This window comes from Kolteria novifilia, from assembly GCA_007748055.1.
GTDB lineage: Bacteria > Planctomycetota > Planctomycetia > Kolteriales > Kolteriaceae > Kolteria > Kolteria novifilia.
In genome coordinates, this window is the sequence record CP036279.1 from 1,329,719 (window position 1) to 1,351,737 (window position 22,019).

The 22,019-nt window shown below is 62.2% G+C and carries 17 protein-coding genes; 12 read left to right on the forward strand and 5 right to left on the reverse strand.

Annotated features, from left to right (window positions below):
* Positions 1-266 precede the first annotated feature (266 nt).
* From purE to Pan216_RS04955, 3 genes are all read left to right on the forward strand, one after another.
* A complete protein-coding gene (gene purE, locus Pan216_RS04945; RefSeq protein WP_145255652.1) occupies positions 267-782 on the forward strand; it encodes a 5-(carboxyamino)imidazole ribonucleotide mutase in 516 nt (171 codons plus the stop codon).
* Positions 779-1,915: a 5-(carboxyamino)imidazole ribonucleotide synthase gene (locus tag Pan216_RS04950; RefSeq protein ID WP_145255655.1), complete on the forward strand. Its 1,137-nt coding sequence runs from the start codon at positions 779-781 to the stop codon at positions 1,913-1,915. The genes purE and Pan216_RS04950 overlap by 4 nt, the downstream gene beginning before the upstream one ends.
* A 251-nt stretch (positions 1,916-2,166) precedes the next feature.
* Complete coding sequence (locus Pan216_RS04955; protein WP_419193267.1) at positions 2,167-3,693, forward strand: sulfatase-like hydrolase/transferase; 1,527 nt, start codon at positions 2,167-2,169, stop codon at positions 3,691-3,693.
* 168 nt (positions 3,694-3,861) lie between these two features.
* On the opposite strand, the gene Pan216_RS04960 is transcribed toward Pan216_RS04955, so the two are convergent.
* Positions 3,862-4,389 carry a DUF1579 domain-containing protein gene (locus Pan216_RS04960; protein ID WP_419193268.1) on the reverse strand — a complete coding sequence of 176 codons (528 nt, stop codon included), beginning with the start codon at positions 4,387-4,389 and terminating at the stop codon, positions 3,862-3,864.
* A gap of 125 nt (positions 4,390-4,514) precedes the next feature.
* On the opposite strand from Pan216_RS04960, the gene Pan216_RS04965 reads away from it, so the two are divergent.
* Positions 4,515-5,654: a tRNA dihydrouridine synthase gene (locus Pan216_RS04965; RefSeq protein ID WP_419193269.1), complete on the forward strand. Its 1,140-nt coding sequence runs from the start codon at positions 4,515-4,517 to the stop codon at positions 5,652-5,654.
* 17 nt (positions 5,655-5,671) lie between these two features.
* Here Pan216_RS04965 and Pan216_RS04970 read toward each other — a convergent pair whose 3' ends face one another.
* Positions 5,672-6,250, reverse strand: a complete 579-nt coding sequence (locus Pan216_RS04970) for an ABC transporter permease (RefSeq protein WP_145255666.1) — start codon at positions 6,248-6,250, stop codon at positions 5,672-5,674.
* Positions 6,247-6,936, reverse strand: a complete 690-nt coding sequence (locus Pan216_RS04975; RefSeq protein WP_145255668.1) for an ABC transporter ATP-binding protein — start codon at positions 6,934-6,936, stop codon at positions 6,247-6,249. The genes Pan216_RS04970 and Pan216_RS04975 overlap by 4 nt, the downstream gene beginning before the upstream one ends.
* A gap of 299 nt (positions 6,937-7,235) precedes the next feature.
* Here Pan216_RS04975 and Pan216_RS04980 point away from each other — a divergent pair, with 299 nt between their 5' ends.
* On the forward strand, positions 7,236-8,279 hold the full coding sequence (locus Pan216_RS04980) for a permease (protein WP_145255671.1): 1,044 nt from the start codon (positions 7,236-7,238) through the stop codon (positions 8,277-8,279).
* Positions 8,280-8,305: 26 nt separating this feature from the next.
* Complete coding sequence (locus Pan216_RS04985) at positions 8,306-9,100, forward strand: TIGR03943 family putative permease subunit (protein WP_145255675.1); 795 nt, start codon at positions 8,306-8,308, stop codon at positions 9,098-9,100.
* A 17-nt stretch (positions 9,101-9,117) separates the two neighbouring features.
* Here the strand turns inward: Pan216_RS04985 and Pan216_RS04990 are convergent, their stop codons facing one another.
* A complete protein-coding gene (locus tag Pan216_RS04990) occupies positions 9,118-11,367 on the reverse strand; it encodes a HEAT repeat domain-containing protein (protein ID WP_145255678.1) in 2,250 nt (749 codons plus the stop codon).
* A 500-nt stretch (positions 11,368-11,867) separates the two neighbouring features.
* Between Pan216_RS04990 and Pan216_RS04995 the strand changes: the two genes are divergently transcribed.
* Together Pan216_RS04995 and Pan216_RS05000 are read left to right on the forward strand one after the other, a co-directional pair.
* A complete protein-coding gene (locus Pan216_RS04995; protein ID WP_145255681.1) occupies positions 11,868-13,778 on the forward strand; it encodes a hypothetical protein in 1,911 nt (636 codons plus the stop codon).
* A gap of 377 nt (positions 13,779-14,155) precedes the next feature.
* Positions 14,156-14,488 carry a tRNA-binding protein gene (locus tag Pan216_RS05000; RefSeq protein WP_419193270.1) on the forward strand — a complete coding sequence of 111 codons (333 nt, stop codon included), beginning with the start codon at positions 14,156-14,158 and terminating at the stop codon, positions 14,486-14,488.
* 38 nt (positions 14,489-14,526) lie between these two features.
* Here the strand turns inward: Pan216_RS05000 and Pan216_RS05005 are convergent, their stop codons facing one another.
* The gene (locus Pan216_RS05005; RefSeq protein ID WP_419193271.1) at positions 14,527-15,357 is read right to left on the reverse strand and encodes an alpha/beta fold hydrolase; all 831 of its coding nucleotides are present in this window, start codon (positions 15,355-15,357) and stop codon (positions 14,527-14,529) included.
* A gap of 688 nt (positions 15,358-16,045) precedes the next feature.
* Between Pan216_RS05005 and Pan216_RS05010 the strand changes: the two genes are divergently transcribed.
* The 4 genes from Pan216_RS05010 (at position 16,046) to Pan216_RS05025 (ending at position 21,860) form a co-directional block, all read left to right on the forward strand.
* The gene (locus Pan216_RS05010) at positions 16,046-18,649 is read left to right on the forward strand and encodes a sigma 54-interacting transcriptional regulator (protein ID WP_419193272.1); all 2,604 of its coding nucleotides are present in this window, start codon (positions 16,046-16,048) and stop codon (positions 18,647-18,649) included.
* 63 nt (positions 18,650-18,712) lie between these two features.
* On the forward strand, positions 18,713-19,597 hold the full coding sequence (metF, locus tag Pan216_RS05015; RefSeq protein WP_145255690.1) for a methylenetetrahydrofolate reductase [NAD(P)H]: 885 nt from the start codon (positions 18,713-18,715) through the stop codon (positions 19,595-19,597).
* A gap of 264 nt (positions 19,598-19,861) precedes the next feature.
* Positions 19,862-20,359, forward strand: a complete 498-nt coding sequence (locus Pan216_RS05020; protein ID WP_145255693.1) for an STAS domain-containing protein — start codon at positions 19,862-19,864, stop codon at positions 20,357-20,359.
* Between the two features lie 163 nt (positions 20,360-20,522).
* Positions 20,523-21,860, forward strand: coding sequence for a YkgJ family cysteine cluster protein (locus tag Pan216_RS05025; protein ID WP_145255696.1), 1,338 nt, complete (start codon positions 20,523-20,525; stop codon positions 21,858-21,860).
* Positions 21,861-22,019 lie beyond the last annotated feature (159 nt).

Below are 22,019 nucleotides of genomic sequence, written 5' to 3' on the forward strand. Positions count from 1 at the left end.
TTGCCTCGGAACGCTCAATCCCGTAGCATCAGCACTTCGCCGATCGGCATGGTCGTGCTTCGTCTGGACAGTTGGTGCCGGTGCCGGGTGACATGCTCCACGCCTGGGTGGGCAAATGGAGAAATGCCTGCGTTGGCATTCGGTTGACGCCCCGATGGCCGGAAACGTGACCACACCCGCACGAAGATGACCACCCTGACCACGCTCCGAGACGAATGGGTCCATCGGCAAACCTGGACGGAAGAACGTCGCCGCGAGAGAACGCCATGAGTAGCGATCCAGCCAGCCAATCAAGTGACGCCAACCCCATCGTCGGCGTCATCATGGGAAGCACCTCCGATTGGGAGGCGATGCGCGAAGCGCACGAGATCCTCAAGGAGTTCGGGGTGCCCCACGAGTGCAAGGTCGTCTCCGCGCACCGGACACCAAGCTGGATGGCCGAGTACGCCGAGTCGGCCGAAAGCCGGGGCATCAAGGTGATCATCGCCGGTGCCGGCGGCGCGGCCCATCTCCCCGGGATGGTCGCCGCGCAGACGATGCTCCCGGTGCTCGGGGTTCCGGTTCAGAGCCGGGCTCTTCAAGGGCTCGACTCGCTCCTTTCGATCGTTCAGATGCCGGGGGGCGTTCCCGTTGGGACGCTCGCGATTGGCAAGGCGGGGGCGCGCAACGCGGGCTTGCTGGCCATTCGGATCCTCGCGACCCACGCGCCGGAATTGGCTCAGCAGTTGAAAGAGTTTCACCGTCGGCAGGAAGAACGCGTCCTTGGGGAGTCGTTGCCGTGATCGAACCTGTCCTTCCGGGAGCCACGATCGGCGTTTTGGGCAGCGGCCAACTGGGCCGCATGTTCACGATCGCGGCACGCCGTATGGGTTACTACGTCAACACGTTCTCCCCGGAGGACCACACGCCCACGGGCCAGGTCGCCGATCTGGAGATCCGGGGTTCCTACGACGATCTCGACGCGGTGCGCGAGTTCGCTCGCGGGGTCGCGGTGATGACCTTCGAGTTCGAGAATGTTCCCGCTCCAACCGCGGCCGCCGCCGCGGAGGGGGCTCCCGTGCGGCCCGCGGGGACGGTCCTTCACACGACCCAGAACCGGCTGCGCGAGAAGACGTTTCTGGCGGAGGGCGGATTTCCGCTTCCCAAGTTTGCCGCGATTCGAACGGCCGAGGACCTGGAGAAGGGGCTCGCGGTCGTCGGCAGACCCGCCGTCCTCAAGACGGCCAGTTGGGGCTACGACGGCAAGGGCCAAGTCCTGATTCTTCCCGAGACCGATGCGAAGGAGGCTTGGGCGACGATCGGAGGAGGGGACGCCGTCCTCGAGCAGTTCGTCGACTTTGAGTGCGAGGTATCGGTCGTGGCGGCCCGCGGCGACGATGGCTCCTTCGCCCACTACGGCGTCATTCGCAATGAACACCATCAACACATCCTCGACATCTCGACCTGGCCCGGCGTCGTCTCGCCGGCGATCGAGAAGGAAGCCGTCGAGGTCGCACGCGGCATCCTCGACTCGCTGGGCGTGGTGGGCGTGCTGTGCGTCGAATTCTTCCTGACCAAGGAGGGAAAGCTCCTCGTCAACGAGCTGGCGCCACGTCCGCACAACTCGGGTCACTTGACGTTTGACGCTTGCGTGACGAGCCAGTTCGAGCAACAACTCCGCGCCATTTGCGGGTTGCCCTTGGGGTCGACCGACTTCTATCGGGCCGCCGCGATGGCGAACCTGCTCGGTGATCTCTGGCAACGGGGCGAACCGAACTGGCAAGCGGTGACCGCCTTTCCCAACGTCAAGTTGCACCTCTACGGCAAGTCCGAAGCCCGCCCTGGGCGCAAGATGGGCCATCTCACCTGTCTCGATGACACGCCCGAACGAGCCCGCTTCCAAGTCCTCGCCGCCCGCGAAGCCCTTCTGAGCTAGTATCCTGATCGGTTGATCTACCGCCAAAATCTCTTCCGGGTGTCATGCCCACACGCGTGGGCATGCGGAGAGCGTGTGTCATTCCGTAGACCCCCGCACGATCAGGGCACTCCACTCGTTGAGAAGGTTGCTTCTCTCCCCGATCGGGTGGAGAATGATTCCTTCGCGTCCCAATAGAGCGGTGCGACGTTCGTCCACGCCAACGCCGCCAGAGAACTGACACACGACGGTCAAGTCGGAATCATGCCCCAATGATGCCTCCATCCACGGTGCGTTCGTTTTTGTTGCGTCGTACCTCACGACATGGGGGGCAACCTCGCGCGAGTGCATGCGCCACTCTCCTTCTGGTGGCGTTGCTCGGCGCGACGATGCCGGCGGGGGGCTGGGCCGCGGCGAAGCGGACCAAACCGAACATCGTGGTCATCTTCGCCGACGACTTAGGCTACGGGGAGATCGGCAGCCAGCGTGAGGATGCGATCCCGACGCCGAACATCGACCGCTTGGCCCGGGAAGGAATTCGTTGCCCGCAGGGATACGTCACCGCGTCCTATTGCGGTCCCTCGCGAGCGGGCATGCTGACGGGACGCTATCAAACTCGCTTCGGTCACGAACTCAATCCAACCGGACGACACAATCTCGACCCCAATGCGGGACTGCAGGACTCGGAGATCACGCTCGCCGAGCGACTTAAGTCCGTGGGCTACGCGACGGGGTTGATGGGGAAGTGGCACCTTGGCGGTTCCGAAGAGGCTCATCCGCGACGCCGGGGCTTCGACGATTTCTACGGCTTCCTCCACGAAGGGCATTACTACGTCCCACCCCCTTACCGAAACGTGACGTCTTTTCTGCGACGTAGGCAATTGCCGACGGGGATGGAGGGCCGATGGCGCGAGGGGGAGACGATCTGGTCGTCGCACCTGCCCCACGACGAACCTCCCTACGATGATCACAATCCGGTGATGCGCGACACGACCCCCATCGTGGAACAGCGCTACCTCACGCAAGCGATTTCGGACGAGGCGGTCGAGTTCATCGGTCGCCATAGGGACGAACCCTTCTTCCTCTACGTCGCCTACAGCGCGGTCCATAGCCCGATGCAGGGCCGGCGGGAGGTGATGAAACGTTTCTCCCTGATCGAGGATGTCCACCGGCGCGTCTTCGCGGCGATGCTCGCCGACCTCGACAAGGGTGTTGGCGAGATCATGCACAAGCTTCACAAGGAGGGGCTCGACGAGCGAACGCTGATCTTCTTCATCAGCGACAATGGCGGTCCCACGGCCGAGTTGACCTCGAGCAACGAGCCGTTTCGCGGCGGGAAGGGGACGCTCTACGAGGGCGGGATTCGGGTTCCCTACATCGTCTCCTGGGTGGGAACGTTGCCGGCGGGAAAGACCTACGATGAACCGGTGCTCGCGACCGATGTCTTCGCCACCGCTTGCTCGGTCGCCGGAACCTTCATGCCGATCGATCGCACGATGGACAGCGTCAACCTGATTCCCTTTTTGCTGGGCAAGAGGGAAGGCTCACCGCACCCGGTTCTCTATTGGCGGATGGGGAAGAAAACCGCCCTGCGCGAAGGGGACTGGAAGATCGTCCGTCACCCGGTGAAGGGACAGGCCGAGCCGCCGTTTCAACTCTTCCATCTCAGTGAGGATCAGGGAGAGACCAACGATTTGGCGAAGCGGCGCCCCCACCAACTCCGCGCCTTGACGGAACTGTGGCAGAACCTCGATCGCGAGATGGTCGAGCCGATCTGGAAGCCGGCGAACCGTCGTTGAGGGCCTCAAGGATTGGGTAGGGTGGGTCTCGACCAACCTTCCGGTTGGTCGTTCCGTTTGCCCGAACGGTGTTTCCGAATGACGAGGTCTTTCGAGCATGCCCACGCGCGTGGGCATGGCACCCAAGAAGGTGAAAGGTCTTCGATGATGAAATAGCCCATCGAAGCGCTACTTCTTCGTGTAGTTGATCTCCATCATCTTGACCTCTTTGCCGTCGGGGGTCAGGTTGAGCATCGTGAGACTCCGTTCGGTGTCGCTCTCGTACTTGGTGACCATCTTCGTGGTGATCTCCTTGCCAGTGCGCACGTCTCGTCCCTTGGACATCATCGTCAGCGACTTGGTGCTGGGGTCGTACTCGCCTTCCATGGTGCTGAGAAAAGGGGTCATCGAGTCGACCCACGCGCCGACGTACTTCTTCTTCACCGGATCGTAGCCGTATTCGCCGAATCCGGTGAACTTGGTGCCGCCGAAGTCGCCGTTGAATTCGCTGATCAGCCAGACGCCTTCGCCGATGATGCGGTTGGTTTCGGTTCCCTTGCTCGTGACCGGGCCCTCCGAGCCGGGCATATACATCTTGACCTCGGCTTCCCAGGTGCCCGCTTCTCTCTTGAGAAGCTCTCGAGGATCTTCGGCTCGAAGCGATCCCACACCGATGAGGACAATCGCCGCGGCGGCGATGAAGCGAATTCCCTTCATGGTCTCTCCCTTTCGTTTGGACAGTCTGCCCGCAACCAATGGACTTATTCGTATCCGTGAAAGCATAGATGTGGCGCAGGGGATTATGGGTCTCGGCGTAGGGGCCGGCAAGGAGCAATCGCCGATTGTCTCTTCGCGGAACGACGGGCGGGGGCGGCGACACCTTTCTGGGCGGCCGGGTCGCTCATAGCTATAGCTGGATGAACGCATCGACGCCATCCGTCCTTCGGATCGGAGATCGAACCTTCGATTCGAACCTGTTTCTCAGTCCGATCGCGGGCTTCTACGACCTTCCGTTTCGGCTCTCCATTCGGCCGCTCGGAGGGCTGGGGCTCGCGTACACGGAACTCGTCAATCCCAAGGGGCTCTTGCGTCAGACCGCGCGCTCGATGCAGATCGTCGAATCATGTCCCGAGGATCGCCCTTGGGCCGTGCAGCTCTATGGGACCGAAGAGGATGGGCTCGACATCGGGGCGAAGTGGGCCGCCGACCATGGGGCCGCCCTCGTCGACATCAACATGGGATGCCCCGTGCCCAAGGTCGCCGGCAAGGGAGGAGGGAGCGGCCTGTTGCGTTCCTGCCCCAACGCGGTCCGCCTGGCGGAGAAGGTGGTCAACGCTTCCCCGGTTCCCGTCACGGTCAAGACCCGTCTGGGCTGGGAGATGGGCAACTTGGTCACGCCGCGGCTTGTCCAGGACCTCGAAGACGTGGGGGTCGCCGCGCTGACGATTCACGGCCGCTACGGCGAACAGCGATTCAAGGGTTCGGTCGACCTCGAGGGAATCCGCGCCGTGGCCCAGGCGGCCCGAACGATTCCCGTCATTGGCAACGGCGATATCCGCTCGGCCGATGATGCCAAACGCATGATCGAGGTCACCGGTTGCGCGGGTGTGATGATCGGTCGTTGGGCGATGGCCGACAACTGGATCTTTCGCGATACCCGATCCCTGCTTGAGACAGGCGACGTCCCTCCGCCGCCAACGAGGGCGCAGCGGGTTCACAAGATGATCGACCACTTCGAGCACGCCAGGCGTCATCTCGGCGATCGGCGAGCGGTGGTCAATTTTCGCAAGTACATGACGTGGTATGGCAAGCAAATCAGCCCCTGCCCGACGCTGCGAAGGGGAATTCCGCTCTGTCGCGACGTCGACGAATGGTATGGCCTAGTCCACGCGTTTCTCGCGGAGATCCAGGCGGAGCGGGAATCGCCAGAAGCTTTGGGACGACGGGCGGGCGTCGAGGCCTCACCCGCGAGCTTGGGGTGAGTCGAGCGAAGGCCGGCTCACGAAAGTTCGCGGGCGGCGTCCAACTTGGAGGCCCGGTGGGCGGGAACGATCGCGATCAAGAGACCACTGCCCCCCACCGCCAAGAGGATCAGCCACGTCCACCATCCCAGAAGCTGCGGATGGGGGATCGCCGACGCGGGCTCCCGAACCATCTTCTCCAAGCACCAAAGAGTGCCAATGCCAAAGCCGAGCCCCAGGAGTTCGCCGATCGCCAGCAGCAGAGCCGCTTCGCCGATGACCAGCCAGAGGACCTCCGCGGGGTGAGCGCCCAGCGAGCGAAGGATCGAAAACTGACGCCGGCGGGCGTCGATGGAGAGATCGAACGTCGACAAGAGGGTGCCGTAGGCGGTGGCGCAGACGGCGATACCGATCGCGATGAGAAACTTCGCCAAGAGCGAGTAAGGATGCAATGGGCGGCCCTCGCCGGGATGGTCGCTTTGAATCTCCGTCAGCGAGTCGGGAATGCTGATCCCCGTGAGAAGCAGCGCGACGCCCAGGCTGACCGAAAGGACGACGATGAGGCTGGGTAGCTTCCGCTCTCGAATGTAGGCCAGTGATAGGGCGAAGTGATTCATTGGGGAGAATCGCTCTCCTGGATCAGGTGCGCACAGTCGACGCGCCGCGGCAACAGGGCGGCGAGTTCCGCGTCGTCGGTCGCGAGCAGCAGCGTCGCGCCGAACTCCTCCTTGAGCGCAAGGAGCAAGTGAACAAGCTGCCGCGACGAGGCCGGCTCCAAGTATCGCGTTGGCTCGTCCGCGAGGATGATCAGCGGATCGTGAGCGAAGGCTCGGGCCAGCGAGACCCGTTGGCGCTCGATGAGCGTGAGTTCACTCGGGTACGATTTACCCCGATGAGCGAGGCTGACGCGGTCGAGCATCTCCTTGGCGCGGATGCGACGCTGGATGCGGGGAAGTCCCCGTCCGAGGCGAAGCCCGAGCCGGATGTTCTGCAGCGTGGTCAAGGCGGGGATGAGGTTTCGATCGGGGTAGATGATCCCGATCGTTTGGCCCCGCAAGCGGTCGACCCGATCGGAAGGAGTCTGGTCGAGGCGGACGCCGTTGACCGAAACGTCGCCTTCCTCTGGCCGGAGCATGCCCGCGATCAGGTGCAGGAGGGTCGACTTTCCCGAGCCGTTGGGGCCCAACAGCGCGACCGCCTCGCCGGCGTCGATGTCGAGTTCGTCCAGACGGAAAGCGACCATCGGCGCGTGCGGCGTGAGGGAACGTTGGTGGAATTTCTTGACTTGGCGTAGGTGAATCATGGAAAACGAAACGCTTTGCAACCCCGGGTCACGCAGTACCGCCTGAGCGGGTATGCTAGGGGAATGGATTGGCCGCCGCCATCGGCGACTCCGGCGAGGCTCGCGGTAAATTTCGTGAACCCGACGGAGTCTTACGTCGTAGTACACGCTACGGTGGTGCGAAGGGCTTCTTTGGCGGACCGAGGCGAAGCAGGTTGGTTGACGTCGCGACCGCTCTCGGTAGCCTGACCTGGTGTGATTGCGCCCAAGTGGGGATGCCGCGACGGTTTACCTTCTCGTGATGGAGAGTTTCTGGCCAGATGACTTTTGACGTCGGTTATTTCCTCGTCACCTTCACGAGCATCATCTTCGAGGCGCTTCCCTTCATCGTCCTGGGGGCGATCATCTCGGGCACGCTCGAGGAGCTTCTCCCGCAGAAGTTCTTCTCGCGATGGCTCCCGAAGAACAGGCTCCTGGCGATCATGGCGAGCAGTCTGCTCGGCTTCATCCTGCCGATGTGCGAATGTGGCATCGTTCCGGTGATGCGGCGGTTGATGCGCAAGGGTGTCCCGGCCAGTTGCGCGATCACCTACATGCTCTCGGCTCCCGTGATCAATCCAATCGTCCTGGTCAGCACCGCGATGGCCTTCTGGGGCTTCTACGATTTTCTCGGCATTCCGGGATTCGGCATGGTCCTGTTGCGGGCGGGGGCCGCGTTTGTGACGGCGGTGATCGTGGGCGTGACGATCGAGCGGATGATCCGTCGGGACATTCCGGTCGTTCGCGACGACAGTCGCCGCATCCGGTTGGTGACGACCGACGAAAGCCTGCGGTTGCTCGAGGAGGACGAAGTCTTCGAGGATCGCCCGCACGATCACGATCACGATCACGACCATGACCATGATGCCGACTCACCGAAACCTCGTTCTCTTCTCGATCGGTTGACGGCGATCTCCGAGATCGCCCTGGGGGACTTCCTCGACATCGCGGCCTTCTTGGTGATCGGGGCGGCTCTGGCGGCGCTGGTCAACACCCTGATCCCACGGGCGCAGCTCGACGAATTGGCCGACTACAACACCTTCTCCATCCTGCTGATGATGGGGTTGGCGGCGCTGCTCTCCTTGTGCAGCGAGGCCGACGCCTTCGTCGCGGCGAGCATGACGGCGTTTCCCCTCTCGGCCAAGCTCGCCTTCCTGGTCCTCGGACCGATGTTCGACATCAAGCTCTACATCATGTACCAGTGGGTCTTCACGTCGCGAGCGGTCAAGGTGATCGTCTTCACGCTGACGGTCTCGATCTTCGTGATCTGCCAACTGGTTCACTGGATATCGCTGCTCGGTCCAACGTTGACGAGCGGTTCTTAGGTCCTCCCTCGGCTGGAGCGGACGCGATGGATGCATCAACGGCTCAATTGGCTCGCTGGCTGGCGGTTGCCTTTGGCGGATTGTTCAGCTACTCGATGATCGACCTGGTTGCGAGCGATCGGCTGAAATTCTACCTCGCCGACCAGAAATTCGAGTTGCTCGTGCTCGGTGGCGGCGTCCTGCTCGGATTGGTCGTGCTGCTCAAGGTGCGGGCGATCATGGTGCAGGGATCGGGCCACGATCATGACCACGACCATGACCACGACCATGATCACGGCGTCTCGCTTTGGCGGTTCATCGTGCTGGCGATTCCGATGGTGATCATCGTCATGGGGCTGGCACCCAAGGGCCTCAGCGCCGAGATGCTCAAGGGGAAGCTTTCTCGCGACCAGATCAACTCGATCGGCGAGATCGACGCGTCGAGTTTCGCTTCCGGCGAAGGTTGCGGCGGCAAGGCGATTCCCGAGTCGGTCAAAAAGCTGCAAGACGACGCCAGCAACCAGGAAGCGCGCACCTTCTGGGAAGGAAAGTGCGTTCGCGTGAAGGGCCAGTTCGTCCCCGACGAGCGGTTCTCCGATCGCTATCGCTTGATGCGGATTCGCATCGTTTGCTGCGCGGCCGACGCCCAACCGGTCGGGGTCACGATCCTCGGAGACTTCTCGCGGAAGTGGAAGTACGGGCAGTGGCTCGACATCACTGGGGCCGTGAATTTTCAGGAGTACAAGGATCCGAAGACCGGCCAAGTGAAGTACTTCCCCTTGGTCAGCCAAGAGAAGGTCGAACTGCTCAGTCAGCCCCCGCCCGACTTCTACTTGCAGTAAGCCCCAGCCCGGAACGACTAGCGAGTGAAGTCCGCGGCGATCTCGTTGATCAATTCGCGGGCTTGGCCTGGCGCCCAACCGGTCTTCTGGACGTCGAGCGGGTTCTCCTTGAGCCGTTGGGCGACGTGCGACCTCAGGGCCACCTGGCGTTCGGGCGACCACTCCGCCAACTCGAGAAGGCGAACGACGAGCTTCGTGTTGGTGAGGATCGTTTGGTGCTCGGTGTCCTGAAGGAGCTGTCGGATCTCATCATTTCGGGCGCGGATGAGGCGGAGAATCGGTCCGGTCTTCATCAGCACCTTGATACTTTCCTGCGGAATCCGTTCGAGTTCACCCTCGGCGCGGTGCGCCACTTCCTTCGCGACTCGTTCCCGACTCTCCCGGACGAGTTCCTCCTCGATCAACTGTCGCTGCGTGTCCGAACGCCAGAGTTCCAGCACCATCGACTCGTAGTGCCCCATCATGCGATAGAGGACTTCCTGGCTGACATCGAGCATCTGGCAGAACTCGCCGAAGCTATCGATGTGCATCGGCTTGAGAAGGGTGGAAATTGTCGATTCGCGGAGTCGCATCAGCCCCGCGGGTTCATGGGAGACGCCGATAAAGAGGTTGATCTTCTCCTCGGCCGACAGCTTCGCGATCACCGAGCGACTTAGGAAACGGAACAGATCGCTCAACGAGTTGATGTTGGCGATCGTCTGCGCGAGGTGCTCCTCATCCACGAGGGCCGCGCGCCAGAGCCTCGCTTTCTCTGTCGGGCCGATGGCCGCGTAGTCCGGCGTCCGCAGATGCCACTTCGATTCGAGCATCGTGAAGAAACGCCCGGCATGCGTCAGGCGATCGAACCAGTCCTCGCGGATCATCGCCGCGGCCAGGCCCAGTCGCGTGGGGAGGTTGGCCAACGAAAGCTCTTGGAGCGTGACCCGCCAGCTCTCGGTCGGGCTCACGACGACTTCGAGGGCATTGACGTCGAGTTGCTCGGTCATCTGGGAGGCACGTTTGGCGGCGACGCCCGCCAGGACTTCCTCGGCGAGTGCTCGTTGTTCGGGAACGCTACTCCATAGGTCGACTTTCGAGAGGGCGAACGTCCTCTTAATGGCTTCGGCCACGCGGACGAGTTGCTCGCACTCCGGTCGGCCTTCGCGGAGATCGAGGGACTGCAGCAGGGTGCGGCACCGTTGACCCGACGCCCCCTCGTCCCGATGGAGCGCTTCGCCGAACGTCTCTTCCATGACTTGGGCATTTGCCTCGCGGCGGGCCCGAAGATGGCGGAAATACATCGAGCCGAAGAGGGCCGCGCTTCCGCCCACTAAGACGCCATAGGACAGAAACTTCAGGACCATCGGCAGCCAAGCGGCGATGGAGGGAAACCATCCGCGGCTCTTGCTGACCAGGCCGCCGTCAATTCCGGGGGGACGGTTCGGGTCGAGTCCCTGGAGGTCGTCGATCGCCGAGAGCGAAGGGAGCGTTCCGCGAGCGACCAGTTCATGGGCGGCGAAGTCGCGAACGTCCTTGTTGGAACTCCAGAGGAGTCGCCAAAGAGGCGGCGTGGCTGGAACCTCGAGTTGATCGAGAATTTCCAAAGCTGCCGCCCGTTTCCTCGGGTCGGAGTCGGACAGCAACTCGACAAGCGGTTCCCTAGCGCCGAGGAGGCGTTGGTAGTCCTCGCTCTTCGCCATGGGCTCGGGGACTTCCGCGAGCAGGATCAAGAGGCCGCGATTGTTCTCCTTCGGGGATTGCAGCAAGGCGTCGACGAGAGGACTCATCGCCTGGTCCATGCGGGCCGAGAGAGCTCCAAGGGCGGCGCGGCGCATCTCCGAGTGCTTGGCCTCGAGTTGGCCGATCAGGATCGCGACGAATCGCGACGAATCGGACTCGTCGAGCGGCTGCTTGGAGAGAAGATCGATCGCCGCGGTTTTCTGGCGCCACGGCGTTTCCTTCGGCTCTAGGGAATCGAGAAGCGCGTCGTAGGTCTCGGCTCCGAACTGCCCCAAGGCCCTGGTCGCGTGATGACGCAGCGCTTCCTCGGACAAGCAGGTGATCAAGACGTCGATGGCTCGGCGACGCAGTTGTTTGGGAAGCTGCCGTTGAGTGAGGATCCTGGTCGAGTCCTGAAGCACGTCGATTGGGCAGTCGTCGCAGCTTTCGAGGCGTTCGATCGCCAAGAGAACTTCCCGATCGCGAGATTGGAAGAGCGTTTGGTGGCCGGCATGGGCGGGGCCGGAGAGAACGAGCGACAACGCGACGATCGCTGACGATCTCGACATGCGGCGGCGACTTGGCGTTGCGAACGTCTTGCCGATAGCTGGAGTCTCCCCTCAGCATTCCCGTCGGTGGCGATGGCGACAAGCGGTCGGCATCCCCGGATCCTGACGAGGGTAACTGTTTCCCGTCGCGATCGTGACCAACCTTCCGCGGCCCTTGGTTCGCGAAACCTGAATTGCCCCGAAAGGCCGCTCGCCAATCGGTCCCTCTGTTCCACGGCGAGGTACGGGTGCGACGACCTTCAAAACTCGTCTCCCCCGACGCGATCGCCCGTGTTGGCGGATGGCCCGCGAGCCAGCCCATTGGATTTCTACCGATTCGGCCGACGCGAGCGACCGCCGTCGGGGGGCACTTTGGCGGGGCAGTCGGAATGCCGGCGAGCCGGCTCGTTTACCATCCTTTCAGAGTCGTCGCGCAGCTTGGTTCCTAGAACAAGTACATGATGGAGGAATTGATTAGAAACGTAGTCGCCGACGCGCTTCGCCCCGGGCGATTCTTTGTGATGCCGCAGCTGTCGGTTCGCGTCGATCATCAGCCGACGCTCCAGCTTCCCTGGGAAGTCTTTCGCGGGCATCTGCTCGACCAGTCGCAGACGCGCTCGACTCGTCTCTTCGAGGCGTGGTCGGTTCAGCTCGAACCCGCCCTGATGGGGGAGTCCGATCCGCTGCTTTGTGTCCTGATCGACTGGGAATCAAAACGTCTCTACGTGGTTCGCTCGATCCTCGTTCATGGGCACGAAGCATACGAGGACGACGATCGGACGATCAAGACGCGCGAGGTGCGCAAGGGGCAGCGGGAACTGGTGGGATCCTTGCCGCTGGACGAGTCCCTCGACGAAGCGGGCTTCCGGCGGCTTCTGAACGTGACGCTCAAGCGAGCGGTCCTTGGGACGAGTCGCCTCCCGATCACTTCCATCGAATCTCCGCTGCCAGCCTTTTCCCTGGGCAAGTTCGCCTATCTCGGCGAGGAGACACCCGAGTCGGACGATGCCTTGACCGGATCGGAGGCTTTGCTCGACTGGGGCTTGAGCGTCAACCTCTCGACGTGGGAACGGGCCAAGCGGCTCGAGACCCTGCTGCGGTGCACCTCGGTGGAAGGAGTTTCCTGGTTGGCGGTTCAGTTCTTCGACCGGACCGCCGCCGCCGGTTGGAGGCCGGACGAGTTGCCCAAGGTCATCCGTTCGCTCTTCAACGGGGTGGCGCTCTCGCCGATGACCGGGTTTTCGGAGAATCTGGTCGCGCTACTCTGTTCGTGGACCCGGTGCGACGCTCTCGGGCCGGCTCCGGTGATCGAACTCGTCGGGTACCTGCTGCGCCATCTGGTTCGGCACTTGACCGCGTTCAACCTCGAGATCTTTCATCATCTCGGCGCCAACTATCCCGACGCGCCACTGCTCGACAGTCTCTTAGGAGCCTACGTTCGGCTCATCAACGCCCATCCCGACGAGTTCGCCGATCGCGCTGGCGACGACGAGTCCCGCCAGAAGCTCAAACGCCTCCGGCGGCGAGCCCTTCGTCAGGCGTGGTACGTTCGTCGGGAGTACCAAGGGCTACCGGTCCCCGATGAGCCATCATCGCCGGGAGAGAACCTGCGCGTCCTACCGCAGCCGTGGCAACGCATTCCCGAGGAACAGTTTCTCTATCGCGACGAGCGTTCTCGCGAGCTCTTCGTCGACGTCGCCGCGGAAGAACTGCTCAGCGAGTTTGGCTGGCACTTACTTCGTTCGAGCGTCCGCGACTTGCGGGACCGGGTGGAGCTGCGCGAGCTCGGGACGGGACTCTTCCTCGATCGACCGTTGGGCGTGTTCAAGCGACCGGCGGAAATCGATCGCACCGTCCTGCTTTCTTATGTGACGTTCAGTCGCACGATCGCCAAGGAGCGACTCGATCGGCTCAGCGAGTGGGGGCTCATCCCCATGGATCGGGAGCTGGAGGAGTTGAAGGTGATGCTTGAGGACTCCTACTTCGAGCGAGGGGTCAGTGTGGCGGACTACCCGAACGAAAGTCGGCCGGGCGTCGTTTGCCTCGAGGATGCCTCGAAGGCGGCTCCGGACGTGCGTTTCTTGAAGACGACCCGATCGTCGTTGGACGACTTTCTGGGCCAGTACGATCTGTCGGCGCTGGACGAGGTCGACCACGCGATCGCCGAGCGGCTCCGGACGGACGATCACATCCTCTTGATTCGGCCACCCAACGCGTCTCCGGACGTCGCTCTTCTTCGGGCCTACGACCGCGAGGGGAACTGCCTGATGGAGTTTGGAGTCGCTCGTCGCGCTGACGGCGAGGTCGCGCTGACCGAGGTGGCGGGCATCGAGTACATCGAAGGAGGGCTGGTGGCGCGCTGTCCCCACCGAACGGCGGAGGGAGCATCCGAAGCGACGCCCGAACCTGTCCTAGCCGTGAACTTCGTTTAGCGCCGTCAAGACCTGGCTCGCGAGTGCCCCTGGCTGCTTGTCAGTCAGTGAAAACGAGTTGCGTGGCCATCAATCCGAACGTGGACGTTTGACAGGGCATCAATGTCCTGATTGATTCATGCCTTGAAAATGGTCTACTGGGCCCCGGCACCCGCGTAGGCCTGCGAAAGACGCCGCTGACGTGGCAATGCCCCGCTCATTCGAGACGACGAGGTCTCAACTTGCGAACTCGTGTCAACCAGGACGTTGGACGCCGATCGACTCATCTCGGTGCCGGCCGCGAACCGTTCTCGCCTTGCCACTCTCCATTCCAAAGTCGACCAACAAGGGTGTCGCAACACCAAGTAACAGGAACCCATCCGAAAGGAACTGATCGAGTGCAGACGACGTTGGAACGTTTCCAGGAGGTAGAGATGGCCGTCGGAACGATCGTCACGGCGGCGGCCAACAGCGCGGCCCGGAAGCCGGCGTACGTCCTGACGATCGACTTTGGGGAGAAAGGCATGAAGACGAGCTCGGCCCAGCTCACGGAAAACTACGCGCCGGACGATCTGGTTGGACGGCAAGTCGCCGCGGTGATGAATTTTCCGCCGCTGCGCGTGGCGGGAATTCGTTCGGAGGTCTTGGTGTTGGGGGCCGTCGACGCGGAGCGGGGAGTGGTGTTGCTTCGGCCCGACGTCGAGGTGAGTGACGGGACGTCCGTGGCGTGAGGGGCGACTCACGCCGGAGCATCGTGGGTTGAACCGACTTAGGCGGCCTTCTGGCAGTGGCGTCCAAACTCGTGAACGCAGGACGCCACCCGTTCGGGATGGGTCACAAATGCCAGGTGACCGGCTTCCTCCAGGTGCTCGAAACGACCCCGGGCGACGCGATCGGCCAGCGTGCGCGACTGATCGACCGACGCGATGATGTCGTGATCGCAACCGAAGACCAGGGCGGGAGTGGTCACCTCGTCGAGATGTCCGCCGACGTCGCAGTCCTCGAGCATCGTCATGCGGTGGGCCATCACGCTCTGATCGGTCTGCCAGCAGCGATTGACGACGAAGTCGAACTGATCGCCGGGACGAGCCGGAGTTCCCAGGAGTACCTGGAAAATCTGATTCAGAAATGGGCTATCATCGGGGAGCGGGAGCCGGTTGAGGACGGCTCGAGCCACATCGCCGATCATGCCGAGTCGAAAACTCGCACCGACGCCCTGGACCGCGACATACGCGAGTTCGGCCGGATGACGAGCCGCGTAGCTCAGCGCGATCGTCCCTCCAAAGGACACGCCGAGCAATCCCGGGCGCTCCAGCCGGAGGGCTCGCATCAACTCGCCGAGATCGTTGACCAGCCGGTCGAAGCCGAAGCCCCGGTCGAAGAGTCCCTGGTTTTCGCCCCGAAGTTGGTAGGCGATCACCTCATTCGTCTGGCTCAGTTGGTCGATCAGCGGCTGCAAGAGGGCGATGCCGCCGGCCATGCCGGGCACAATGACGATTGGATCTCCGGAGCCGACACGAATGTATTCAGCCGTGTACCCCGCGGAGAGGAAGACACTGTTGGTGGGCGGGAGTTGAGTAACGCTAGCGCTTGTAACCATGAACATCCATCCCTGAAAATCGGTGGGAAGACCGCTGCAATCCATTGCAGTACGTTGCGAAAGTTAGGCCAAACGGCCTGGATTATCGAATCGGCATAAATGTATTCGTGACTTTATCTTGTGATGCCAGAAGTTGGTGACGAAATTTCGTTACCAATGTTACGACAGTGAAAGTTCGCTATTTCATCGAATTTTCGTTACGCTGGCCGAAGGCTTTGGGTCTCTTGGCGAAACAGCGTGATTCACGTGTCTGGGCAATTGGGGAGCAGCCGGAAGAATGGCTCGGAATGGCGGACTACTCTCCCCGATCAACCGTGGCCTAGTGCTCAAAGCCTCGGCGATTGGAATCATCACGTATTCGATCGTTGTCCTTATTTACGCCAATCTGACGCCCAACGTCGGCTTTCAGGCTATGGGCGTCCAAGTCGGGCGCGTCTCTCGCGCTCCCTCTGCCGGTCCCTCGCCGACAGTGGGGGATCGTTTGGTGTCGATCGCCGGTATCCCCATTGACAGCATGCCGCGGTACATTAACACCATCTCCAAACTTGGCGACCCCAAACGGTTTCCTTCTGCTACCGTCTCCTCGACCGAACAGTTGCTTACCACAAGCCTGCCCGTGGCGGAATATCAAGGTCGACGCTACGTTCGCGTTCGGTTCAGACCCACGGAGTCACCGGAAACTCTGTCCGTGGCGTGGTTTGAGATCGGCGAGCAACCTTGGCAGACCTCGGCGGTCTCCCTGCTGTGGTTTGCGATGGAGTCCCTCATCTTCTGGATCGGATGGCTCGTCTTTCGACGGCGTCCGGAGGATGACTCCGCAGCCCTCTTTTTCCTGATGTGCATCGTCACGGTGGGAGCGTACGTCGGGGGATACCACTGGTTGCAGATCGCGGGCAGTCCGGCGCTACTCTACATCTTCGCCCTGTGCGCCATGGCGCTCCCGCAGGCCAATTTGCACTTCTTTTTGGTCTTTCCGACGCCAAAACGGGTCGTTTATCGCTATCCTCGGCTCACTTTGGTCGGAATTCACCTCATTCCGGGCCTGTTTCAGGTCGCCATCCTCGGAACGATCGGGACCGTCGTCTTCCGTTTTCGGCACGACTTTCCCGCCTCGAGCATCGATCATCTCCTCGACACACTCTGGTGGCTGATCTGGATCTACCTCGGCATCGCGGGGGTGATGCTCCTGGCCTGCCTGACGAGCCTCGTCCACAGTGCTCGCACCGCGAACAATCTGATTCAGAAGAACCAGGTTCGCTGCATCCTTGGCGGACTTGTCTGTGCCAGCTTCTTTGTCGTCTACAGTTTCGTCCTGGCGCTGCTGCAACCCGTCGACTTCGCGTTGGGCGGCGCGAATTGGTCGCTCTTCGCGGCCTCCTTCGTCATGACGGTCGGGTTCGCGGTCAGCATCGCCCGCTACCGGTTACTCCACGTCGAGGAGATCCTTCAGCGCGGCTGGCTCTATGTCCTGATCAGTTTCGCCGGTGGACTTTGCTACTACGGGCTCTTGATCTTGGCGGTCTGGTTCTCGCCGCGGCTTGCCGATGAAGTCAGCCAGGGCGAGTCGGAACGCCAGTCGTTCCTCATCGCGAGTTTCGTCATGCTCGTGCTCTTGGTGCTGAGCACACTGCGCGAGCGGATTCGTCTGGTCCTTGACCGCCGTTTCTATCGCGATCGGCACCAGCTCAACCGGGCGATGCGCCGCATGAACGAAACCGTCGGACAGCTCCTCGACCTATCGACACTGAGTCGGCGAATCCTGCTCGTCGTCGATGAGGTCCTCGATCCGCGCGGGGCGGCGTTCTATCTGCGTGAGGGGGACGATTCCTTTGTTCGAGGCAGTTCGACGGGCGAGGCGGTTCTCCCCGATCACCTTCCCGCCGACGAGGAGCTCAGCCGCGTTCTCGAGCGTGGGGCGCTCTTGCAGGCTAGCCCAGGGTTGATCCTGCGTGGCGATCGGGTCACGCCGCTCCTTCGGAGTCTGGGTGTGGAGGTCGCTCAGCCGCTGGTGCTCGATACGCAACTCAAGGGGTTTCTCCTTATCGGGCCCAAGCGGGGAGGGATCTACACGACGGAGGATCTTGGGTTTCTCTCGGCGCTGGCCAAGATGGCCGCGTTGGCGCTGCATGGGGCGGAGACGCATCAGACGCTCGAGGCGCTCAACGTCGAACTGCGCGACAAAGTCACCCGGATCTCGCGGCAGCATCGGCAATTGCAGCAACTTCAGTCCAACGCCGAAACGACCTTGGATGCCGGCGAGAGCGATGAACGCGTCGCCCCCGACAACTTCGATATCATCAAGGGAAGTAGCGAGGCGCTCAGCAGCGTCGTCTCGTTGGCCCGGAAGGTCTCGGTCTCGACCGCGAAGGTGCTGATCCGCGGCGAAAGCGGGACGGGCAAGAGCATGTTGGCCGAGGCGATTCACCGCGCGTCCCCGAGAGCCAAGGGACCGTTCGTGAAAGTGCACTGCGCGGCCCTGTCGCAGGGGCTGCTCGAGAGTGAACTCTTCGGGCACGTCAAGGGGGCCTTCACCGGCGCCCACCGCGACAAGATCGGCCGTTTTCAGTTGGCCGATGGTGGAACGATCTTTCTCGACGAAGTGGGCGACTTGAGTCTCGAGATTCAGACCAAGCTGCTGCAAGTCCTACAAGAACGCACCTTCGAGCCCGTCGGATCGAGTGAACCGATCGAGGTCGACGTGCGCTTCATCGCCGCGACGCATCAACCGCTCGAGGAGTTCGTTCGTGAGGGACGTTTTCGAGAGGATCTCTTCTACCGCATCAACGTGATGAGCCTGTATCTTCCCCCGCTGCGCGAGCGGCGCGACGACATCTTGGACCTGGCGCTACACCTCCTGCGAAAGTGCTCGTTCGAGACGGAGAAGTCGAGCGAGGGTCTCGATGACGATGCCGTTCTCGCACTGCTCAACTATGAATGGCCGGGGAATATTCGGGAGCTGGAAAACGTGCTCGAACGGGCGTTGATCTTGAGCAACGGCCCGTTGATCACGTTGGAGGATCTTCCGGAAGAGGTCAGCCAACCGCGTTTGCCCTCGGAATCGGGGCGACGAGCTACTCCCGAGGGTTCGCAAGAGCCGCGCCGTACCTGGAGCGATCCACCGATGCCGCGACGCGGTGGGCGGGCGCTGAAGAGTAAGCTGAACGACTTCGAGCGTCAGCAGCTCCTGGAAGCGCTCGAGGCCGGCGGCGGGAACAAGAGCAAGGCCGCGCAAGTCTTGGGCATTCCCCGCAGCACGTTTTGCAGTAAGCTAAAAAAATACGGCATCTCCTGACGGGACAAGATGGTCCCGTCAACATCAGTGTCGGCCAGCACGAGACGAAAGTGAGGATCACGCGTGAAAATCGCGGAACTGTTTAGCCATGGACGGTGTCGGATTTCGTTCGAGGTCTACCCGCCGAAGAAGCAAGAGGGGCTTGAACACCTCTACCAAGTGGTGGGGGAACTTTGCTCGTTCGATCCGGGGTTCATTTCGTGTACCTACGGGGCGGGCGGCTCGACACGCGACCGGACGCTGGAGATCATCACGGAGATTCGCCAGCGCTACGGTGTCCCCACCACCGCGCACTTCACGTGCGTCGGATCGACCGTCGAGGAGATTCGCGCGTGGCTGACGCGAGCGACCGAACTCGGCGTCGAGAACATCATGGCCCTTCGGGGGGATCCGCCGAAAGGTGAAGCGGAGTTCAAGGCGGTCGAGGGCGGCCTGCGCTACGCCAATGAACTGGTCGCGTTGATTCGGTCGGAGTTCCCCAACTTCGGCATCGGGGTCGCGGGGTATCCTGAAACCCATCAGGAAGCGCCCAGTCCCGACGTCGACCTGGACAACCTCGTTCGGAAGGTCGACGCCGGCGCCGACGCGGTTTTCACCCAGCTCTACTACGACAACGACGACTTTTTCCGATTTCGCGATCGCTGCCACGAACGGGGGATCTCGGTTCCCATCGTGCCGGGGATCTTGCCCATCCTCAGCAAGAAGCAGATCGAACGGATCACGTCGATGTGCAAAGCTCGGCTCCCCGAAGAACTTCTCGAAAAACTCGCGGCATGTGCCGACGATGCCGAGGCTCAGGAGCAGGTCGGGGTCGACCACGCTCGCCATCAGTGTGAGGGACTCCTCCGCGAGGGCGTGCCGGGGATTCATCTCTACATTCTCAACCGCTCGGCTTCGGCGCAGCGCATCCTCAACGGTCTCGCCGACCTCTTCCCGGTCATGGCGTAGCAATCCTGATCGGTTCATCCATTGTCGAAGAGACCTTTGGGTGCCATGCCCACAGAGGCGTGATCCTCTGGCATCCAGGTAGGTGTGGATGGGCCAATTGGGCGATCGGCTGGCAACTCGTCCAATCATCGGGCCCGTCTTCACGGTTTCTACCTCCGGGGCGAGGGAACTTGCTTGGTGTCCGGTTTCTACTGACGAATCTCACCGCATGGTGATAGACTTGAGGAGTCCCGATCATCAAGGTTGCGGGGAGGTTGGGTGAGAATGGCTAGTTCATCAATCGTGCGCTTCGGCCGCTGTGAGGAAGGCTACGTCATTCGTGTCGAGGGAGCCGGAACGCTCCACGAGAGCCCCATGGTCGAGGACTTCGCGCAGAGCGTCGCCGAGGAGGGTTCCTCCATGGGGCTTGTCCTCGACTTGAGTTGCTGCGACTATCTCGACAGTACCTTCCTGGGCGTCATGGTCGGACTCCACAAGGCGGCCGGGCGAGACGTTGGGTGCCACTTCGCCATCGCCAATCCCTCGCGGCAGTGCCGAGGCCTTCTTGAGTCACTCCACTTGGACGCCATCTTGCGGGTTGTCGACGAATCTCCCCGTCTCCTCGGGGAATGGGAATCACTCGATACGGGTGGTGTCGAATTCAAGGAGATCAGCCGGCACGTCTTCGAGTGTCATCAGCACCTCGCGAACGTGCCGGGGCCTCAGCAGCAGCGGTTCGCGAAGATCGCCGCGCAAATGGCCACCGAATTCAACGACCACTAGTGCACTGATTCACCTAGGGTTACGGGTGCCAGTGGCTCCTTGCCAGCCTGCGCCGAACGGGTAGGGGTACACCGACGCCAACTTCAAATTGCAACAGACCACTAGCGTCAGCCACGCTTGCTCACCCTCCATCCTCGCGGGAGGATGGCGAGCGATCCGTCGCGTGAGCTGGCCGATTCGCAAGGAAAAGGAGAGCTCGTCGCTTTCTCGGCTCACCATGTCCTCGACTTCAACCCCTTCCTCCGCCACGAACACGCTTCCGATCCGAACCCTGCCCATCGTGGAGCAGTGGGATTGCTTCGCTTGTGGTCAGTGCTGCAAGGGACACACGGTCGTCCTTGATGCGAGCGAAACACGACGACTGAGCGAACAGGGCTGGGCCCGTCATCCCGACTTCAAGGGGGTCGCGGTCACCCAGCAAGTCGGTCTCCTCGGCGGTCCCACGGCGTTGGCTCAGCGTCCCGATGGAAGCTGCGTCTTCCTGACCGACGAGGGACTCTGCCGGATTCATGCCGAACATGGCGAAGCGGCCAAACCCTGGGCGTGCCGCCTCTTTCCCTTCCAACTCATTCCGGTCGGTGATCATCTTCGACTGACGATGCGGCGCACCTGTCCCTCGGCCGCGGATAACAAGGGGAAGGTGCTCAAGGAGCATCTCGGGCTCGTTCGCGAACTCGCCCCGCACGCGCTTCCCGAGAAGCTCGAGTCCCTGGCAGCCCCGGGAATCGTCAGTCGGCGCTCCCACCCGTGGGCCGACGTCCGTCGCGTGACCGATCACTTCGAACGCATCATGCTCGACGAGCGCTTTCCACCGGTCCGGCGTCTGCTTCATCTCGTCAGGCTTTGTGGTCATTTGGCCGAGTGTCGGCTCGGTCGCGTGAAGGGCAAGGCGCTCGTCGACCTGGTCGAGGTGCTCGCGACGGCCGCCTCGAAGGAGGTCAACGAGCTTCTGCGGGAGCGAGCCGAGCCGAGCCGGACCGCCAGGATCCTCTTCCGGCAGACGGCGGGAGAGTACGTCCGGTTTCATCCGAACCTTGGCGATCGGCCCTCGTTCGCCAAGCGGTGGGAGTTGTTGCGCGCGGCGGTTCGGATCGCCCGAGGGCGCGGGGAAGTGCCAAGAGTGCATCCCGACATGCCGGTCGCGCGTTTCGAGGACTTGGAACGCCCGCTCGGGGGGCTCTTGGCGGAAGTCGTCGGGCCGCTCAACGCCTATCTCGAGGCAATGACGGCTTCGCTCCAGTATTGCGGCGCTGGCCGTTTCGGCTGGTCCGTCGTCGATGGATTTCGGGCCTTGGCCCTCGCGTTTCCGGTTGGGCTCTGGGTCTTGCGATGGCTTTCTCAGGGCCGCGAACCGACCCGCGAGGATATGATCCGCACGGTCTGCATCCTCGATCGGTCGCACTTCTATCCCCTTCTGTCGGGGTATCGACACCGCAAACGACTCGATGTCCTCGCACGCCAGCGCGGTCTCGAACGGCTCATCGTCTGGTACGCGCGTTAGCGTCTGGTTGGACCGGTTCCTACAAACGCTCTCGAGAGAGTCGATCTGGACTGGGGCGGGAAGGCAGCCGATGGAATGTCTTCCGGGCATGGGCACTCGAAAGAGGTCGTTCGAACCAGTAGAGAAAACGGGACCCCCACCAACTCCCCCTTGCAAGGG

Excerpts from the sequence above, each read along its gene's own strand:
- purE (WP_145255652.1), top strand. The coding sequence starts at position 267 with ATGAGTAGCGATCCAGCCAGCCAATCAAGTGACGCCAACCCCATCGTC.
- Pan216_RS04955 (WP_419193267.1), top strand. The coding sequence starts at position 2,167 with ATGATGCCTCCATCCACGGTGCGTTCGTTTTTGTTGCGTCGTACCTCA.
- Pan216_RS04960 (WP_419193268.1), bottom strand. The coding sequence starts at position 4,389 with ATGAAGGGAATTCGCTTCATCGCCGCCGCGGCGATTGTCCTCATCGGT.
- Pan216_RS04970 (WP_145255666.1), bottom strand. The coding sequence starts at position 6,250 with ATGAATCACTTCGCCCTATCACTGGCCTACATTCGAGAGCGGAAGCTA.
- Pan216_RS04975 (WP_145255668.1), bottom strand. The coding sequence starts at position 6,936 with ATGATTCACCTACGCCAAGTCAAGAAATTCCACCAACGTTCCCTCACG.
- Pan216_RS04980 (WP_145255671.1), top strand. The coding sequence starts at position 7,236 with ATGACTTTTGACGTCGGTTATTTCCTCGTCACCTTCACGAGCATCATC.
- Pan216_RS04985 (WP_145255675.1), top strand. The coding sequence starts at position 8,306 with ATGGATGCATCAACGGCTCAATTGGCTCGCTGGCTGGCGGTTGCCTTT.
- Pan216_RS04990 (WP_145255678.1), bottom strand. The coding sequence starts at position 11,367 with ATGTCGAGATCGTCAGCGATCGTCGCGTTGTCGCTCGTTCTCTCCGGC.
- Pan216_RS04995 (WP_145255681.1), top strand. The coding sequence starts at position 11,868 with ATGCCGCAGCTGTCGGTTCGCGTCGATCATCAGCCGACGCTCCAGCTT.
- Pan216_RS05005 (WP_419193271.1), bottom strand. The coding sequence starts at position 15,357 with ATGGTTACAAGCGCTAGCGTTACTCAACTCCCGCCCACCAACAGTGTC.
- Pan216_RS05020 (WP_145255693.1), top strand. The coding sequence starts at position 19,862 with ATGGCTAGTTCATCAATCGTGCGCTTCGGCCGCTGTGAGGAAGGCTAC.